This window comes from Burkholderia sp. BCC1638 (assembly GCF_902833195.1).
GTDB lineage: Bacteria > Pseudomonadota > Gammaproteobacteria > Burkholderiales > Burkholderiaceae > Burkholderia > Burkholderia diffusa.
The window spans coordinates 300,683-319,033 of record NZ_CADFEC010000001.1 but is presented as its reverse complement, the minus strand read 5'-3'; the positions used below and the strand labels follow the sequence as shown (position 1 = coordinate 319,033).

The window sequence follows — 18,351 nt, the reverse complement described above, 5'->3', positions numbered from 1 at the left end:
GGGCCGCGCGATGAAACCGGCTTCGCGTCACGCCTCCCACACCGCCCGCGGCAGCGCATTGGCGGCCGCTGCGCTGCTCGTCGCCGGATGCGCGGTCGGGCCGGATTTCCGCACGCCGGACGCGCCGGCCACGCAGCGTTACACACGCGACGAAGCGCCCGCGGCGACGGCGGCGGCCAGCGACGCGCAGACGTTCGCGCCGGCCGCACACACGCTGCAACGCTGGTGGACGCGGTTCGATTCGGCGCCGCTGAACCGGCTCGTCGACACCGCGTGGCAAAACAGCCCGACGCTTGCCGAGGCCCGCGCACGGCTCGACGAAGCGCGACAGAACCATGCGGCGCAATCCGGCGCGACGATGCTGCCGCGCGTCGACGCGAACCTGTCCGCCACACGCCAGAAGGTCGACGTCGCCGCGTTCGGGCTGCCCGCCAACGTGCCGAATCCGGGGCCATTCACGCTGTACGACGCGTCGGTGAGCGTGTCGTACGTCCTCGACGTGTTCGGCGGCAACCGGCGCGCGCTCGAAGCGCTGCGCGCCCAGGTCGACTATCAGGCATATACGCTCGACGCCGCGCGCCTGACGCTCGCGGGTAACGTCGTCGCGACCGCGATCCTGCGCGCGTCGCTCGCGCAGCAGATCGCGCTCACACGCCAGCTCGTCGACGCGCAGGCGCGGCAGTTGCGCGTCGTCGAAGCGCGCTTCGCGGCGGGCGGCGTATCGCAGGCCGACGTGCATGCGCAGCGCACGCTGCTCGCGCAGACGCAGGCCTCGCTGCCGCCGCTCGCGGCCCGCTTCGCGCAGGCCGGCCACGGGCTCGCGATCCTGCTGGGCGCGCCGCCGTCCGACGCCGCACTGCCCGACCTCACGCTCGATGCGCTCGCGCTGCCTCGCACGCTGCCGGTCGCGCTGCCGTCGACGCTTGCGCGCGAACGGCCCGACATCCGCGCGGCGGAGGCCGTGCTGCACCAGGCGAGCGCGAACGTCGGCGTGGCGACCGCGAACCTGTATCCGCGTTTTTCGATTTCGGCGGGGATCGGTTCGGAACGCACGCGCATCGCGGATATCGTGAGCGGGCTCAATGTCTGGAATGTCGGTCTCGGCCTGACGCAGCCGCTCTTTCACGGTGGCGAACTGCGCGCGAAAAAGCGCGCGGCCGAAGCCGCATACGACGCCGCGTTCGCAAGCTATCGGGAAACCGTGCTGCTGGCGCTCCAGCAGGTCGCCGACGCGATGCGCGCAGTCGAGCACGATGCGGCGGAGCTGGAGGCACGAGACACGGCCGCACGGGAAGCGGCGGCAGGCAACGCGATTGCCGTCGACCGTTACGCGGCAGGCGGAATCAGCACGTTCGCGCTGCTCGACGCGCAGCGGCAGGCACTGCAAACCGCGCTCGATCGCACACGTGCACAGGCAGACCGACTTGCCGATACGGCGGCGCTGTTTCAGTCGCTGGCGGGGAACTGGTCGGACGATTCGAGCCGCTGACGATCGGGACGGCTTGCGCACACGTCGTCGGACGCTGCTCGGTCGACGAGGGCACCCGCGCCACGCGTGCGGCGCGCACCCACGAAAAAAAACCGGCCCGAAGGCCGGTTTTTTCATACCGCATGCCGTGAGCGGCGCTCGCGCGCCGCGCGACATCAGAAGCGGTGGATCAGGCCAACGCCTGCAGCGATCTGGTTCTGCTTCGAACCTGCGCCCACGCCGTCGCCGATCGACGTCGTTGCGTTGACGATGCCGCCGGTCAGGCCGCTGATCGTGTTGCCGCTGGCGTGCTGGTACGCTTCAACCGCGTACAGGCCCGTGCGCTTCGACAGGCTGTAGTACTGCGACAGCGTGACTTGGTGGTACTTGGCCGCGCTCGAGACGCCGTTCGATTGGGTCGCACGCGTGTACGAGTAGCCTGCCGCGAAGTCCCACTGCGGCGCTGCCTTCCAGTGCAGCACTGCGCCCGCCGTGTTGAAGATCGCCGTATTGTGGAATGCCGACAGGTTGCCCGGGATGTACTGGACGTTCGAGTACGACACCGAGATGTCCCACGCCGGCGTGAACTGGTAACCGGCCGTCACGGCGACACGTTGCTGCGACTGTGCCGTCTTGTAGCCGCCGTTGATCGACGACACGGCCTGCTCGGCACCGTTGCCGTTCGAATCCAGACCGTTTTGCGCGGTCGAGTTCGCGCCCCACACGCCGCCGCCGAGCGTCGCGTTGTTGATGCGCTGATAGCCGACCGCGATGCCTGCCGGGCCGTTCAGGTACTGGATCGCCGCGCTCCAGGTCGAGCCGCGGTTGAAGCTGCCTGCCACGCCGCCGAGCGAGTACGAACCGCCGACCGTGAAGCCGTAGAACTTCGGCGACATGTAGACGAGCGAGTTGTTCGCGCGGTAGCTGGTGTCCAGCGAGTCGATATCGCCCGGGTGCGCGCCGTAGTAACCGGTCAGCCAGGTCGTCGGGCTATACGGCGACAGCAGCGTGTAGTACGCGGTGTACTGGCGGCCGGCCGTCAGCGTACCGTACGTCGGGTTGGTCAGACCCACCCACGCCTGACGCGTGAAGATGCCGTTCGTCCATTGCGACGAGCCGTTGTTCGCGTTGAAGCCGGCTTCCAACTGGAAAATCGCCTTCGTGCCGCCGCCGAGATCTTCGCTGCCCTTCAGGCCGAAGCGGCTGCCTGCCCAAATGCCGGTGGCCATCTGGACCTTCGAGTGACCGCCCGAAACCGCGCTGGTCGCCGACGAGTTGTTCTGCCAGGCGATGGCGTTATCGACGATACCGTACAGGGTCACGCTGCTCTGGGCGTGGGCGGCGGTAGCGGCTGCGAGACCCACTGCCGTCATGGCGAAAGCGACGCGCTTTTTCATTGATTCTCCGTCCTCAAAGAATGATTTCTTTTCTGGTGTGGTTTTATGACTGACACATGTGCGAGTACATGCCGGTGCGATTCTGACGGATTACCAATCGTTTCCCAACATGTGCAGTCGGTCATCGTATGATCGACGCAACGCAGGGGTTCACCAAACGGTTACATAACACCTGAAAACGCTTACGCGGTGGGCCTTTCCGGCATTTCCCGGTGAAAACCCTAGCTTTACATTTTTACTGGTGCATCGCGACCGTCCAATGTCGTCAGACGCCTTCGGCAACATCCTTCTTACAAATGCGCGACCGCGGCGGCTGCCACGATTCAACGCCGCCGCGCAGGATCGCTGACATTCATGACACCCACGTTTCGGAAAGCGAAATCGTGAAAACGTTTCAGTGCGTGTGGGGAGAATCGGACGGAAGCGGCCCGGCGAATGCGGGCCGAGGGGCGATGCCCGCGCCTGTCGCGCCGGCATCGTTCAGCGAGAATCAGCGCGCGGCCGGCTGCTCGATCCGCGCGTTCACCGCGTCGACGAGCGCGTTCATGCGCGCACGGATCGCCGCGTTCGAGCCGACGAGCGCGAGCGACGACGCCATGATCCGGTAGATCCGCTTGCGCGGCACCTTCGCCGGCCTCGCCGGATCGAGCCACGCGTCATGGCCGGCCAGCCGTTCGAGCGTTTCGAGGCCGATCATGATCGGCCACAGACACGCGAGCCGCAGACGCACGAAACGGCGCGGAATCGCCAGCGTGTACCGGCACGCGTCGCGATACTGATCGAGCGCCACGCGCAGCAGGTCGACCAGCACGCCGCGCGCGCGCGCCGACGCGTCGGGCGACATCAGGTCGGCAACGCCCACGCGGTGCGCGGCCAGCACGTCGTCCGGCAGATAGCAGCGGCCGATCCGCAGGTCCTTCGCGCAGTCGCGCAGGATGTTGGTCATCTGCAGCGCCTTGCCGAAACGAATGCCCTTCTCGCGCATGTCCGCCAGGTCCCAGCCGCGCGCGGCCCGCGTGTGCGCGCCTGTCATGTCGGTCCAGAATTCGCCGACGCAGCCGGCGACCAGATACGTGTAGCGATCGAGCATGTCGCGGTCCGGCAGCGACGCGACCTCTCCCGACTGTTCGTCGGGGAACGTGCGCAGGTCGAACTCCATCCCCGACGTCAGCGTCGCGACGACCTTGCGGATCGATGCGCGATCCGCCTCCGGCTGCGCGCGCAGCAGCGCGAGCATCGGCTGCATCGAGCCGAGCAGCACGTGCTCGTGCGAATCCGTCTGCATTCGCGTCACGTCCTCCAGCGCACGCGACAGCGCCGCGCCGTCGCCGAGCCGCTCGACCTCGTCGCGCAGGTCGGTCAGCAACGCCGCGCGGAGATCGGGTGCGACGAGCGCCGTGTCGGCGATCGTGTCGGCCGCGCGCGCGAGCAGGTAGGCCAGGCCGACCGGGTCGCGCATGCCGTCGGGCAGCACGCGCAGCGTCAGGTAGAAGGAGCGGGAAACGTTCTTCAGCAGGTCGCCGAGCAGGTAGGCGGGATCGGTATGAGTCGTCATGGGTCGGTAAAAATCGGCCGGCGCGGGCCCCGGACGCACACGGGCGCCGGGCGCCCGCGCCGGCCCGCGAGTCGCCGCATCGTCGCGCGGGCCGGCGTCGGCCCGGCGCGGCGATGCAAAAGTCCCGCAAGTTTAGTGCATCCGGCGCGCCGGCTCCCGGCGACGGCCGGATCGCGCCGCTCGCACGGTCGCGCAATCCGCCCGTCCCGTGCGTCTCACGCGGCAACACAAAAGAAAGGCCCAAGTAATACATATGTAATTATTCGATGCGACGATCGCGTCCCGTTCGATCCCGAGTGGCCCGCCGAGACAGGCCGCAGCGCCGGAACGACGCCCCTTTCACCGACTTCCGTTTCGAAGGTTCACCGACATGCTCTTCACGCGCCCGACCGCCCTGCGCTGCATCCCGTTCGCCTGTGCCGCCGCCCTCCTGCTCGCCGCCTGCGGCGGCGACGACGTGTCGGCATCCGATCCGACGCAGCCGATCTCCGCGAAGGTCCAGGTGGTCGGCCATCGCGGCGCGAGCGCGCTGCGCCCCGAACACACGCTCGCGTCGTACCGCAAGGCGATCGAGGACGGCGCGGACGTGATCGAGCCCGACCTCGTCTCGACGCGCGACGGCGTGCTCGTCGCGCGCCACGAGAATGAAATCTCCGGCACGACGAACGTGTCGACGCTGCCGCAGTTCGCGAGCCGCAAGGCGACCAAGACGATCGACGGCGCGCAGCTGACCGGCTGGTTCACCGAGGATTTCACGCTCGCCGAGTTGAAGACGCTGCGTGCCCGCGAGCGCATTCCGCAGGTCCGCCCGGCGAACACCGCGTACAACGACCAGTTCGAGATTCCGACCTTCGACGAGATCGTCGCGCTCGCGAAACTGATGTCCGCGCAGACCGGCCGCACGATCCACCTGTATCCGGAAACCAAGCACCCGACCTACTTCCAGTCGGTCGGCCTGCCGCTCGAGGACCGTCTCGTCGATGCGCTTCTGAAGGATCCGTACACGGCACGCACGGCGACCGTCTACATCCAGTCGTTCGAGGTCGCGAACCTGAAGGCGATCCGCAACCGGATCAAGTCGAGCCAGCCGAACTGGAAGCTCGTGCAGTTGATGGACGAAGCCGGCCTGCGTCCGTACGACTTCGTGATGGCGAACGACAAGCGCACCTACGGTGACCTGTCGACGCGCGACGGAATGCGCGAGATCGCGTCCTATGCGAACGGTGTCGGCCCGTACAAGACGTCGATCATCGCCGTGGCCGCGGACGGCACGCTGCAGCAGCCGACACCGTACGTGCGCTACGCGCACGAAGCCGGCCTCGTCGTGCATCCGTACACGTTCCGTCCGGAGAACAACTTCCTGCCCGCGTCGCTGAAGGACGGCGGCACGCCGGCCACGCGCAACACCGCGGGCTCGGTGCGCGAGATCCAGGCGTACCTGCGCGCGGGCATCGACGGCTTCTTCACCGACGATCCGGCCGTCGGCCGCACGGCCGTCGATACGTTCAAACGGTGAGCGTACCGAACGCGTCGGATGCGATGCGCCGCTGAACGCGCGGCAACCGGGCACGGCGCATGTCGTGCCGCACACCGGATGCCGCGCCGCGCTCAGATCACGCGGAAGTGGTGCGTACCGTCCCGCTTCAGCTGGTCGACCAGCCCGTATTCCCAGTCGAGATACGCCTGCATCGCGGCGGCCGCGTTGTCCGTGCCTTCATACGGGCGCCGGTAGCGGTCGACGCGCGGCGACGCCAGATGCGTCTCGCCGTGCTCCAGCGGCAGCCCCGCGTCGATCCACGCGGCCGTGCCGCCGGTCAGCACCGAGATCGCCGCGGAAGCCGGCAGCAACGCACGCGCGTCGTCTGCCGCGAACCGCGCGAGCAGGCTTGATCCGCACGTGAACACATAGCGCTTCGCCGGCGGAATCGCGGCGAGCGCGTCGCGCAACCGCGCGCGCACGACGAACCACGCGCCGGGAATATGCCGCTTCACGTAGTTCGCGCTGGTCGTCACGTCGACGATCGCGACCTCGCCCGGCCCCGCCTCCTTCAGCCAGCCCGCGAGCGGCGCGGGCGACACCTCGGCCACCTGCGGCGTCGCCGGCACGTTGCGCGGCGGCTGGCCGCGCTCGGTGAAGGCCGCCGTGCCGGCCGGCTCGATCACGCGCACGTCCCAACCCATCTGCGCGAGCCACGACGCGGTCATGTCCGCGCGCACGCCGTCGTCGTCGGCGAGCACGATGCGCGCGCCGCGCACGGCCGCGTGATGGTCGGTCTCCTGGACGAGCTGGCCGCCCGGCGTGCCCAGGAAGCCTGGCAGATGGCCGGCCTCGTATTCCTCCGGCGTGCGCACGTCGAAGCGATACAGCGTGCGGCCCGGCTCGTCGAGCGCGGCGACGTCCGCGAGCGCGATGCGCGGCACGCCGGCGCGCTCGGCCACCGCGCGCGCGGCGCGCCGGGCTTCCTCACGCTGCGCGGGTTCGACGTCGTCGGGAAAGCGTCGCGCGGCGCCGTGCTCGAGCGTCTGGCCCGCGAGCGTCCAGCCGATCGTGCCGTTGCGCAGTGCCGCGACCGGATTCGGCAGTCCCGCGTTCACGAGCGACTGCGTGCCGATGATGCTGCGCGTGCGGCCCGCGCAGTTCACCACGACCCGGGTCGCGGGGTCCGGCGCGAGCGCGCGCACGCGCAGCACGAGTTCCGCCCCCGGCACGCTCGTCGACGTCGGGATGTTCATCGTCTGATACTCGTCGAAGCGGCGCGCGTCGACGATCACGACGTCGGCCTTCTCGTTGATCAGCGCCTGCACTTCCTGCGCCGACAGCGACGGCGTATGGCGCTCGGCCTCGACCCATTCGCCGAACGACTTGCTCGGCACGTTCACGTCGATGAACAGCTCGCCGCCCGCGGCAAGCCAGCCCGCCAGACCGCCGTCGAGCAGCCGCACGTCGGTATAGCCGAGCTGCGCAAGTTTCGCGGCCGCGCGCGGCGCGAGATCCTCGCCATCGGCCTCGCCGAACACGACGATCGGCGTGTCGCGGCGCGGAATGCGCGTCCACGCGTCGAGTTCGAGCTTCGACAGCGGAAAGTTGGCGGCCCAAAGCGGATGGCCCTGCGCGTATGGATCTTCCTCGCGCACGTCGATCAGCGCGAGCTCGTCGCGGGCCAGGAGGCGTGCGCGTACGTCCTGGTACGACGCGACGGGGAAACGGGAAGTGGAATCAACGGATTGCGTCACGATGTCTCTGTCGGATTCTGTTGAAGTCGGTGAAGAAAGCAAAGAAGCTCGGGGCTGCGGGCGTGTGTGCTCGCAACGGGATGTCCGCGCGTTGCGGTGTCACACGTTCGATCACACGTTCGAATAGCCGGACACGAACGGCTTCACGGTGCCGTCGTCCAGGAACACCGCGCGCTCGACCTTGCCGATGTTCGCGCCGTACACGTGGATGCTGATCGACACCTGGTCGGCGAACGCGTTGGTCACGCGATGCACGTCGCCGATATGCGGCGACACGGCCTCGACGTCGCCCGGCTGCAGCCGCACCGCATCGCCCGACGGCACCGGCTTGCCGGTCGCGTCGAACCGGTACGGCTGCGAAAACTCGCCGCCGCGCAGCATGCCGATCAGCCCCCACACCGTGTGATTGTGGATCGGCGTCGTCTGGCCAGGCCCCCACACGAAGCTGACGACGGAGAACCGCTCGTCGGGATCGAGATGCAGCAGGTATTGGCGGTAGCGCTCGGGATCGGGCTGCGCGAATGCGTCGGGCAGCCAGTCGTCGTGCGCGACGAGCGCGGCAAGCAGCGCGCCGCCCTCGTCGAGAATGCGCGCCTCGTTCGCGCCGGACGCGAGCAGCGCGCCCAGCCCGTCGACGAAGGGACGCAGCGGCGTCTGATGCAACGAAAGCGTACTCATCGGCTGCCTCCTCGAATATGATGAATCGTCATGATGCACCCGAAATACCATGCAGAACAAACATGAAAATTAGCGATATCGACGCTTTTGCAGCGGTCGTCCGCTGCCAGACGCTGAGCCAGGCCGCGGCCGAGCTCGGGATGACGCAGCCGGCGATCACGCGGCGCGTGCAGAATCTCGAGGAAGCGCTCGGCGCGACGCTGCTCGACCGCAACACGAAACCGCCGCGTCCGACCGACATCGGCCTGCAGGTGTTCGAGCAGTGCCGCGCGATCCTGCGCGAGGTCGATGCGCTGCGCGAACTGACGGCCGGCCAGCGGCCGCCCGCCGGCGAATTCCGCGTCGGCCTCACGCAAGGCCTCGGCGAACTGATGCTGCCCGGCCTGATCGCGCGGATCGCCGGGCAATGGCCCGCACTCGCCACGCAGGTCACGACCGCCTGGGGCGGCATGCTCGTCGAGCGCGTCGCGCGCCGCGAACTCGATGCGGCGCTGGTGTTTCTGGCCCGCGAGATGGTGCTGCCGCCGCACGTCGAGGGCGAGCGGCTGCTGGCCACCCGGCTCGTCGCGGTCGGCCGCAAGGGCGACTGGCCGCGCCGCAGCTACCGGCTCGCCGACTGCCAAGCGCGCGGCTGGGTGCTCAATCCCGACGGCTGCGGCTTTCGCGCGGGCCTGCGCCGCGCGCTCGACGCGCAAGGGCTGCCGATGCCCGTCACGCTCGACGTGTATGGTCGCGACCTGCAATTGCAGAGCGTCGCGAACGGCTTCGGCATCGGGCTGATGCCGCTGCCGCTCGTCGAAGGCAGCCCGCTGCGCGACGCGGTCGAGATCGTGCCGCTCGCCGATTTCAAGCCGCAGATCGATCTGTGGCTGCTGCACCGTCAGGACGCCGCGCGCATCAAGGCGCCGCTCGCGGCCTTGGGCGCGCATGCGCGCGCGGCATTGGCGCTGCCCGCGGATGCCGCCGCGCACGACGAGGCCGCTTGACCGAGGCCGGCGACGCCGGCACCGCGCTGTCCCGTTTGCGCCGACCGTCCTGCGGTCCCGCTCACGCATCGCGTCGACCGGATGCCGGTGCATCGCGCGACGTCCCGCCAGTCTCCGCGTTCGCGCTTCGCGCCGCGGCGTGGAGCGCCGCACGCCCGGCGGCGACCGCGATCGCATCGTCCTGCGGCGTATGCACGCGGCTGCACAGCACGTCGCGATAATGACGTTCGAGCGGATTGTGGCGGCTCAGCCCGTGATTGCCCGACAGCTTCAACGCGTGCTCGACCGTGCGGATCGCCTGCTCCGTCACGGTTCGCTTGACGAGGCCGCTCGTCGTCACCGTCGGCGCGTCACCCGCATCGGTGCGCGCGATGTGCTCGTCGAGCAGCACGCGGTTTGTGTGCAACCCCCCTTCGATCTCGCCGACGGCCTCCTGAATGCGCGGCAGCGTCGCGAGCGGGGCCCCGAGCCCGCTCGGCGCGCGCGTCGTCGCGAACGCGAGCAGCCAGTCGCGTGACGCGCGCGCCACCGCATCGTAGAGGCTGCCGAGCAGCGCGACCATCCACGCCTGCTGGTCGGCCTGCGCGTCGACATCCGCATGGCTCGCGGCCGATACGGCCCACGCATCGGCCGCGCGCACGTCCACCGCATGATCGGCGGGCAGCCGCACGTCGTCGAACACGACCTCGTGGCTGCCCGAGGCGCGCAGGCCCAGGTGATTCCAGCTTTCGATCACGCGGATGCCTGCGTCGTCTTCCACATCGCGCTCGCGCCGCACGAGGAATACGCCGACACGCGGCTCGGGTTCGTCGGTGCGTGCCCATACGGCGAGCCAGCGCAGCGCCGGAATGCCGGTGCTGTACAGCTTGTGGCCGGACAGCCGCCAGCCGTCGCCGTCGCGACGCGCAATCGTTTCGGGCAGGCCGCCGCGCGACGGCGACCCGAGCGCCGGTTCGACGCGCAACGCGTTGATCAGCGCGCCTTCGGCGACCGCACTGTCGAACACCGCACGCCGCGCGCGCGCGGGCCAGCGGTTGTCCGCACGGCCGAGCGCGCGATGCTGCAGATACGTCATCGTCAGCACCAGCGCGGTCGCGGGATCGGCGCGGGCGACGGCGGCCACGATCCGGCTCGCCTGCGCGAGCGTCGCGCCCGCGCCGCCATGCTCGCGCGGCACGACCTGCGCGATCAGCCCGGCGCGGTGCAGCCGCGCCAAGTTCTCGTGCGGGAAGCGGCCGTCGACGTCGTTACGGGCGGCGTCGGCGGCGAGTTCGGGCGCGAGGCGCTCGAGCAGCGCCGCGACGCGCGCATCGTCGGCAGGCAGGTGGCGCAGCGACGACTGCGGCGGTAGCGGCGAGGAAGCGGCAAGGCTGGCGGACATCGGTACGGATTCCCTCGGTGACTGGGTAGCTGGGTAGCTGGCTAACGGATCGGCGCTCATGGCAGAGATCGATCGGTGGATGGCGCGGCGGCGCGTGAAGCCGGCGGCGACCGGTTGCGCACTCGCGCGCCGTGCCGGTTCGCGGACGTTTGCCGCGAATGCGTGCGCACGCATCGGCATTCGCACCGCGCCGCGCATCCCGGGGCGCATGCCGAGCCGGTTCCCGCCCGGCGCGAAAGCCCCGCCCGACACGCCCCGACGCCCTTTCGACGCCATCGCGAGCCCACAGCGTATGCGCAACGCACACGCGGCCAAACCATGCAAATCTGATATTCAAATCGGGATTGATTATTTCCGTTCCGCATGATCCCGGCGGTAATCTGCGCTCCATTCCCGCCCCCGCCGGCCGTTGCCGGCCGCGTGGGGCCGTCCTTGTATCGGAGACCCAGATGAGCGTCGAATTCATCGGCATGATCCAGAGCCAGAAGCAGTCGGAAATCCATCCACCTGCCGGCCCCGTCGTCGACCCCGACTACGTGCGCGACTTCGCCCGCGCACACGAAACGGCCGGCTTCGACCGGATCCTCGTCCCGCACCATTCGACCGGCCCGTCCGCGACGCTGACGATCGCGTTCGCCGCCGCCGCGACCGAGCGCATTCACTTCATGCTCGCGCATCGTCCGGGCTTCACCGCGCCGACGCTCGCCGCGCGGCAGATCGCGACGCTCGATCAGTTCAGCCGCGGCCGGCTCGCCGTGCACTTCATCTCCGGCGGCTCGGACAGCGAGCAGCAGCGCGACGGCGACTTCCTCGACCACGACGCACGCTATGCACGCACCGACGAATATCTCGGCATCCTGCGCCGCATCTGGACCGAAACGCAGCCGTTCGATCACGACGGCGCGCACTACCGCTTCACGCAGGGCTTTTCGGAAGTGAAGCCGTTCCAGCAGCCGCACGTGCCGATCTACTTCGGCGGCGCCTCGGAAGCGGCGCTGGAAGTCGCCGGCAAGCACGCGGACGTCTATGCGCTGTGGGGCGAATCGCTCGACCAGGTGCGCGACCTGACGACCCGCGTGCGCGCCGAAGCCGCGAAGCACGGCCGGCAGGTGCGCTTCTCCGTGTCGTTCCGGCCAATCCTCGCGGCGACCGAAGACGAAGCATGGGCGCGCGCGCACCGGATCCTCGACGAAACGCGCCGGCTGCGCGAAGCGGCCGGCCTCGGCAGCGGCGGCCCGCAGCAGAGCGAAGGCGCGCGACGCCTGCTCGCCGCGGCCGAACGCGGCTCGCGCGTCGACAAGCGGCTGTGGACCGAGATCGCAAAGCTCACCGGCGCACGCTCGAATTCGACCGCGCTGGTCGGCACGCCCGAACAGGTCGCCGACGCGCTGCTCGACTACTACGACCTCGGCGTGACGACGTTCCTGATCCGCGGCTTCGATCCGCTCGAAGACGCGATCGACTACGGTCGCGAACTGATTCCGCGCGTGCGCAGCGCCGTCGCCGCACGCGACGCGGCGCGCCGCGCGGCCTGACGCAAAGGGAGACGCCGATCATGTCCGCCGTCCTGGCTTCGTCATCGCCCGCGCGCACCGCGTCGGGCCTCGTCCTCGCCGACACGCCGCGCCAGCATTTCTGGTTCGATCCGCCCGCGCCGCGCGTCGACGTCGCCGCCGAGCGCCGCCACCGGCAGGAGCGGCTCGCGGCCGCGTTCCGCCTGTTCGCGCGCTTCGGCTTCGCGTCGGGCCTCGCCGGCCACATCACCGCGCGCGACCCCGAACTGCCCGACCACTTCTGGGTGAATCCGCTCGGCGTGCATTTCTCGCGGATCAAGGTATCGGACCTGCTGCTCGTCAACGCACGCGGCGAAACCGCGATCGGCAACCGGCCGCTGAACAAGGCCGCGTTCGCGATCCACGCGGCGATTCACGACGCGCATCCGCACATTGTCGCCGCCGCGCACACGCATTCGACCTACGGCAAGGCGTGGTCGACGCTCGGCCGCCCGCTCGACCCGCTGACGCAGGACGCGTGCGTGTTCTACGAGGATCACGCGCTGTTCGACGACTTCACGGGGATGGTCGTCGACACGAGCGAAGGCGCGCGGATCGCGGACGCGCTCGCGAAGCCCGACGGCACCACGCACAAGGGCGTGATCCTGAAGAACCACGGCATCCTGACGGCCGGCCCGACGGTCGAGGCCGCCGCGTGGTGGTACATCGCGCTCGACAACGCCGCGCACACGCAGTTGCTGGCCGAAGCGGCCGGCACGCCGCAACCGATCGATCGCGCGACCGCGCGACACACGCATGGCCAGATCGGCGGCCCCGACGGCGCATTGCACGCGTTCGACAGCCTGTTCGCACGCGTCGTCGCCGACGAACCCGACCTGCTCGACTGAGCGCCCTGCCGCACGACCGGAACCGGAGACCACACGATGACCGAACCCACCGCACCCGCGCCGACCGGCGCCCATGACGACAAGCGCCGCCGGCTGCTGCGCGCGGCCGGCGCCGCCGCGCTCGCCGCGCCGGCGATCACGCTCGGCCGCAAAGCATGGTCCGCGCCGCCGCTGAAGAAGCTCACGTTCGCGTGGAACCAGAACGCGTTCTGCCTGACGCCGATCGTCGTCGCGCAGGAAAACGGCTTCTTCGAGAAGAACGGGCTGAAGGTCGAGCTGATCAACTACAGCGGATCGACCGACCAGTTGCTCGAATCGATCGCGACCGGCAAGGCCGACGCGGCGGTCGGGATGATTCACCGCTGGCTGAAGCCGCTCGAAGCCGGCTTCGACGTGAAGATCATCGGCAGCTCGCACGGCGGGTGCGTGCGGCTGCTCGGCGCGAAGACGGCCGGCGTGACGACGCTGCAGGCGCTGAAGGGCAAGACGGTCGGCGTCAGCGATCTCGCGGCGCCCGGCAAGCACTTCTTCTCGATCCTGCTCGCGAAGAACGGCATCGATCCCGAACGCGACATCACGTGGCGGCAGTATCCGGCCGATCTGCTCGGCGTCGCGGTCGACAAGGGCGAGATCCAGGCGATCGCCGACGGCGACCCGAATCTCTATCTGCTCGAGAAGCGCAGCAACGGCGCATATACGGAACTCGCGACGAACCTGTCCGGCGAATACGCGCGCAAGGTGTGCTGCGTGATCGGCGCGCGCGGCGACCTCGTGCGCAACGACCGGCCGGCGGCCGCCGCGCTCGCGCGCTCGATCGTGCAGGCAACCGAATACACGCACGACAACCCGAACGAAGCCGCGAAGGCGTTCGCGAAGTATTCGCCGAAGATCAATCCGGAAGATCTGCGCAAGCTGTATGCAACGCTGACCTACACGCACCACCCGACCAACGTCGATCTGCAGCAGGAAATCGCGTTCTACGCGGACGATTTCCGCCGGATCAGCGTGCTGAAGAAGAGCACCGACCCGCAGCGCTTCGCGCAGCAGGTCTATGCGAACGTGCTGGGGTGACGCGATGTCGACGATCGAACACGCGTCCGCGGCGCGCACCGCATCCGCATCCGGCAGCACCGCCAGCGCGACTGGCACGTCCCGTGCAGCGTGCACGGCCTGCGAAGCGACGCTCGCCGCCGAAGCCCGCCGTGCGCGTACCTGGCCGACCGGCGTCGTCGCGGCGCTCGCGTGGGCCGCGCTCGGCGCGGTGACTGCCGTGTGGCCGAACCGCGTCGTCGGTTTCACCGACTGGGCATACACCGACACGTTCGGCATCGCCGCGTGGGCGATCGCCGCGCTGCTGCTGGTCGCCGCGACGCTCGGCCATCGCGTGCCGGCCACGCGCGCGCGGCTTGCCCGCGTGCGCCCGGCCGGCCCGTGGCTCGTCGCACTGCCGCTCGTGCTTGCCGCGTGGGAAATCGTCACGGCCAAAACCGGTTGGCTGCCGACGCCGTTCTTCGCGCCGCCGCAAGCATTGATCGAGGTCTACGTCGACGACTGGCCGCGCCTCGCCGGCAGCGCCGGCAATACGCTGAAGCTGCTTTCGCTCGGGTTCGCGTACGGCGTCGCGGTCGGGTTCGCGGTCGGCGTATCGATCGGCTGGTCGCGCCGCATCGGCTACTGGGTGCATCCGGTGCTGCGCGTGCTCGGCCCGGTGCCGGCCACCGCGCTGCTGCCGCTCACGTTCTACTTCTTCCCGACGAGCTATTCGGCCGCCGCGTTCCTGATCGCGCTGTCGACCGGCTTCCCGGTCGCGGTGCTGACGTGGTCGGGCGTCGCGAGCGTGAACCGGCAGTACTACGACGTCGCGCGCACGCTCGGCGCGAACGCGCGCTTCCTGGTGCTGCGCGTCGCGATTCCCGCCGCGCTGCCGCACGTGTTCGTCGGCATCTTCATGGGGCTGAGCGCATCGTTCACGGTGCTCGTCGTCGCCGAGATGATGGGCGTCAAGTCGGGGCTCGGCTGGTACCTGAGCTGGGCGCAGGGCTGGGCATCGTACGTGAACATGTATGCGGCGCTGATCGTGATGGCGCTGCTGTTTTCCGGGCTGATCGCGCTGCTGTTCGCGGTGCGCGACCGCGTGCTCGCGTGGCAGAAAGGAACCGTCAAATGGTAAGCGCCGCCGTTCCCGAATCGTCCGTCTCCACGGCGCCCGCCACGCCCGATGCCACGGCGCCGCGCGGCGCGCGCATCGACATTCGCCGCGTGAGCCATGCGTTCGACGGCCCCGGCGGCCCGCTGCCGGTGCTCGACGACGTCACGCTGTCGGTCGCGGCCGGCGAATTCGTCGCGCTGCTCGGCCCGAGCGGCTGCGGAAAATCGACGCTGCTGCGGCTCGTCGCGGGCCTCGACGCCGCGCGACAAGGCCGAATCGCGCAGGACGGCGTGCCGATCGAGCGGCCCGATCCGTCGCGCATCGTCGTGTTCCAGGATCCGACGCTCTACCCGTGGCGCCGCGTGCGCGCGAACGTCGCGCTCGGCCTCGAGGCGCGCGGCGTGGCTCGCACCGCGCAACATCGCGTCGACGATGCGCTCGCGCGCGTCGGGCTGCAGGAATTCTCGAACGTGTTTCCACATCAGTTGTCGGGCGGGATGGCGCAGCGTGTCGCGTTGGCACGCGCGCTCGTCAACGATCCGCGCCTGCTGATTCTCGACGAGCCGCTCGGCAAGCTCGATTCGCTGACGCGGTTGACGATGCAGGCCGAGTTGACCGCGCTGTGGCAACGCGACGGCTTTTCCGCGCTGCTCGTCACGCACGATGTCGAGGAAGCGCTGTTTCTCGCGCAGCGCGTGATCGTGTTCGGCCCGCGTCCCGCGCGGATCGTCGCGGAACTGCGCGTCGACCTGCCCTATCCGCGCCATCGCGGCGATCCGCGTCTCGCGGAACTGCGCCACGAAGCGCTGCGGCATCTCGGACTCGATGCGAGCTGGTAGATGCCGAGTGCCGCTAGCAGGATGGCCCGCGCACGGCAAAGGCCGCGCCGATGAATGCACCGCCGTTCGCCGACTGGGCGCTGCTGTTCCTGCAACTGCTGTATCGCGCGCAGATCGCGTTCGTCCGGGCGCTGCATGCGGCGGGCCTGACCGGGGACGCCGACGGACAGGCCGCGTGGCCCTGGGCACACCGGATCGCGCTCGAAACGCTGCGCATCGATGCCGGGCTCACGCGACAGCTTGCGGTCGCTTGCGCGGCTACCGCGTTCGCCGTGGCGCTGGGCGCCATCGCGCTCGTTTCGCGCAAGTGGCGGGCGGCATCGGCGATCGCCGCACTCGCCGTCGCGTGGTTCGCGCCGTGGCCGCCGGCATCGCTGTGGCTCGCACCTGCGGTGCCGACCAGTTTCCAGCGCAATCCCGCGCCGCTTTCCGTCACGAACGTGATGCACGGCGCGCACCTGTATGCGCGGCATTGCGCGGCGTGTCACGGCGCGGACGGTCGCGGCGAAGGGCCGCTCGCGGCAACGCTCGCGCATTGGCCGCCGACCTTCGCGGGCGCGCTGCTCGCCCGCCGGCTCGACGGCGAACTGTATTGGCGCGTGCGGCACGGTATGCACGACGCGCGCGGCGCGGCGTCGATGCCGGGCTTTGCCGCGACGCTCGGCCCGGCCGACACGTGGGCCGTGCTTGCCTACCTGAAGGCGCTGTCGGCGGGCAGCGGCGCACGGGCCGAAGGTGCGTGGCCCGTGCCGGTTCCGCTGCCTGCGCTCGACGTTCGCTGCGGCAGCGCCGCGCCGCAGCCGCTCGAGCGCTGGCGCGAAGGCCAGCGCGTGCGCGTCGTTGCGCTCGCGCCGGGCAGCGCACTGCCGACGGAGGATCCGCGCTGGCAGACGCTGCTCGTCACCGCCGACGACACGCCCGCGCCAACAGCAACCGGCCCGCGCGCAAACTGCGTCGCGTCGACGCCGGGTGCCTGGCAAGCGTTCGCGACGATCGCCGGCGTGCCGCCCGAGACGTTCGGCGGCACGCAATTGCTCGCCGACCGGCGCGGAAGGCTGCGGGCGCGCGCATTGCCGGGCAGCGCGGGCTGGTCGGCCGACGATTTGTTGTGCCGCTCGGATGCGACCGCACGTCCGTCCGCCGCCCCCGCGAACGTCGATCCGTTGACCGCGCTGCTGCTGCGTGTGGACGCTGAACCCGTACGCGACGTGCAGGCCTGGCTCCCGCATTGAATCCCTGAACCGTTTCCTCCGATCGACCGAACTTCACGATGAATCCGACCCGACGTCACTTTCTCGCGCAAGCGAGCGCCCTCGCCGCCGCCACCCTCGCCGTCGCGCCGACCACGTTGCACGCGCAATCGGGCACGCGACCGCTGCTGCGTGCCGGCGACCAGAAAGGCGGACTGCGCGCGCTGCTCGAAGCGGCCGGCGAACTGAACGGCCTCGCATACGACATCGCATGGACCGAATTCCCGGCCGCCGCGCCGCTGGCCGAAGCGCTGAACGCGGCGGCCGTCGACTGCGGACCGATCGGCGACGCACCGGTGATCTTCGCGCTCGCATCGGGCGCGCGCATCAAGGTGATCGGCGCGAACCGCTCCGACCCGTACGGCACCGCCGTGCTCGTGCGGCCCGACGCGGCCCTGAAGGACGCCGCCGACCTGAAAGGCAAGCGCATCGGCACCACGCGCGGCTCGATCGGCCATTTCGTCACGCTGAAGGCGCTCGACGCCGCAGGCCTGCCGCCCGACGCCGTATCGTTCCGCTTCCTGCCGCCGGCCGACACGATGCTTGCGCTCGCAACCGGTTCGATCGACGCGTGGGCGACGTGGGAGCCCTATACCGCGCTCGCCGAAACGAGCGGCCGCGCGCGCGTGCTCGTCAACGGCCGCGGCCTGTGGTCGGGCCTCAGCTACGTCGCGGCGACCGACGCGGCGATCGCATCGAAGCGCGACGTGCTGCGCGACTTCCTGCAACGCGTCGTGCGCGCGCAGGCCTGGTCGTACCGGCACGTCGACGCGTATTCGGCCGCGCTCGCTCGCATCGTCGGCATCCCGCCGGCGGCCGCGAAGCTGCAGTTCGAGCGCCGCAACACACGCTGGCAGCCGATCGACGCGACGGTGATCGCCGAGCAGCAACGCACGGCCGACTTCTACCTGAAGGCCGGGCTGCTGCGCCAGCCGCTCGACGTGCGCACGACCTTCGACCTCGGCTTTCCGCTGGCGTGACGCGACGCGCGGCGCGGCGTGATGGCCTGCAAC

Annotated in this window: 16 protein-coding genes; 11 read left to right on the top strand and 5 right to left on the bottom strand. The window is 69.8% G+C overall.

From position 1 onward, the window contains the following. Window positions 1-10: 10 nt before the first annotated feature. Window positions 11-1,489 (top strand): efflux transporter outer membrane subunit, encoded by a 1,479-nt coding sequence (locus HWX22_RS01400; protein WP_175914908.1) that lies wholly within the window; start codon window positions 11-13, stop codon window positions 1,487-1,489. Window positions 1,490-1,644: 155 nt separating this feature from the next. On the opposite strand, the gene HWX22_RS01395 is transcribed toward HWX22_RS01400, so the two are convergent. Both HWX22_RS01395 and HWX22_RS01390 read right to left on the bottom strand, forming a co-directional pair. Then, window positions 1,645-2,865 carry a porin gene (locus HWX22_RS01395; protein ID WP_059689985.1) on the bottom strand — a complete coding sequence of 407 codons (1,221 nt, stop codon included), beginning with the start codon at window positions 2,863-2,865 and terminating at the stop codon, window positions 1,645-1,647. 490 nt (window positions 2,866-3,355) lie between these two features. Beyond that, on the bottom strand, window positions 3,356-4,420 hold the full coding sequence (locus tag HWX22_RS01390; protein WP_175914907.1) for a phytoene/squalene synthase family protein: 1,065 nt from the start codon (window positions 4,418-4,420) through the stop codon (window positions 3,356-3,358). A gap of 370 nt (window positions 4,421-4,790) precedes the next feature. On the opposite strand from HWX22_RS01390, the gene HWX22_RS01385 reads away from it, so the two are divergent. After that, the gene (locus HWX22_RS01385) at window positions 4,791-5,936 is read left to right on the top strand and encodes a glycerophosphodiester phosphodiesterase (RefSeq protein WP_175914906.1); all 1,146 of its coding nucleotides are present in this window, start codon (window positions 4,791-4,793) and stop codon (window positions 5,934-5,936) included. Window positions 5,937-6,028: 92 nt separating this feature from the next. On the opposite strand, the gene HWX22_RS01380 is transcribed toward HWX22_RS01385, so the two are convergent. Both HWX22_RS01380 and HWX22_RS01375 read right to left on the bottom strand, forming a co-directional pair. Beyond that, window positions 6,029-7,654, bottom strand: coding sequence for a rhodanese-related sulfurtransferase (locus HWX22_RS01380; RefSeq protein WP_175914905.1), 1,626 nt, complete (start codon window positions 7,652-7,654; stop codon window positions 6,029-6,031). Window positions 7,655-7,765: 111 nt separating this feature from the next. Next, entirely contained in the window at window positions 7,766-8,332 is a 567-nt protein-coding gene (locus tag HWX22_RS01375; protein WP_059525241.1) for a cysteine dioxygenase, read from the bottom strand. 62 nt (window positions 8,333-8,394) lie between these two features. On the opposite strand from HWX22_RS01375, the gene HWX22_RS01370 reads away from it, so the two are divergent. Then, window positions 8,395-9,318 (top strand): LysR family transcriptional regulator, encoded by a 924-nt coding sequence (locus HWX22_RS01370; RefSeq protein WP_175914904.1) that lies wholly within the window; start codon window positions 8,395-8,397, stop codon window positions 9,316-9,318. Window positions 9,319-9,379: 61 nt separating this feature from the next. On the opposite strand, the gene HWX22_RS01365 is transcribed toward HWX22_RS01370, so the two are convergent. Further along, window positions 9,380-10,699: an acyl-CoA dehydrogenase family protein gene (locus HWX22_RS01365; protein WP_175914903.1), complete on the bottom strand. Its 1,320-nt coding sequence runs from the start codon at window positions 10,697-10,699 to the stop codon at window positions 9,380-9,382. Between the two features lie 58 nt (window positions 10,700-10,757). On the opposite strand from HWX22_RS01365, the gene HWX22_RS01360 reads away from it, so the two are divergent. The 8 genes from HWX22_RS01360 to HWX22_RS01325 all read left to right on the top strand — a co-directional run bounded on the left by HWX22_RS01360 (window position 10,758) and on the right by HWX22_RS01325 (window position 18,318). Further along, entirely contained in the window at window positions 10,758-11,066 is a 309-nt protein-coding gene (locus HWX22_RS01360) for a hypothetical protein (RefSeq protein WP_175914902.1), read from the top strand. 82 nt (window positions 11,067-11,148) lie between these two features. Next, a complete protein-coding gene (locus HWX22_RS01355) occupies window positions 11,149-12,234 on the top strand; it encodes an LLM class flavin-dependent oxidoreductase (RefSeq protein WP_175914901.1) in 1,086 nt (361 codons plus the stop codon). 20 nt (window positions 12,235-12,254) lie between these two features. After that, entirely contained in the window at window positions 12,255-13,100 is an 846-nt protein-coding gene (locus tag HWX22_RS01350) for a class II aldolase/adducin family protein (RefSeq protein ID WP_175914900.1), read from the top strand. 36 nt (window positions 13,101-13,136) lie between these two features. Next, the gene (locus HWX22_RS01345) at window positions 13,137-14,171 is read left to right on the top strand and encodes an ABC transporter substrate-binding protein (protein WP_059689977.1); all 1,035 of its coding nucleotides are present in this window, start codon (window positions 13,137-13,139) and stop codon (window positions 14,169-14,171) included. Window positions 14,172-14,175: 4 nt separating this feature from the next. Beyond that, the gene (locus HWX22_RS01340; RefSeq protein WP_175914899.1) at window positions 14,176-15,270 is read left to right on the top strand and encodes an ABC transporter permease; all 1,095 of its coding nucleotides are present in this window, start codon (window positions 14,176-14,178) and stop codon (window positions 15,268-15,270) included. Beyond that, complete coding sequence (locus HWX22_RS01335; protein ID WP_175914898.1) at window positions 15,264-16,088, top strand: ABC transporter ATP-binding protein; 825 nt, start codon at window positions 15,264-15,266, stop codon at window positions 16,086-16,088. The genes HWX22_RS01340 and HWX22_RS01335 overlap by 7 nt, the downstream gene beginning before the upstream one ends. 50 nt (window positions 16,089-16,138) lie before the next feature. Then, the gene (locus HWX22_RS01330; protein ID WP_175914897.1) at window positions 16,139-17,320 is read left to right on the top strand and encodes a cytochrome c; all 1,182 of its coding nucleotides are present in this window, start codon (window positions 16,139-16,141) and stop codon (window positions 17,318-17,320) included. 38 nt (window positions 17,321-17,358) lie between these two features. Then, the gene (locus HWX22_RS01325) at window positions 17,359-18,318 is read left to right on the top strand and encodes an ABC transporter substrate-binding protein (RefSeq protein ID WP_175914896.1); all 960 of its coding nucleotides are present in this window, start codon (window positions 17,359-17,361) and stop codon (window positions 18,316-18,318) included. Window positions 18,319-18,351 lie beyond the last annotated feature (33 nt).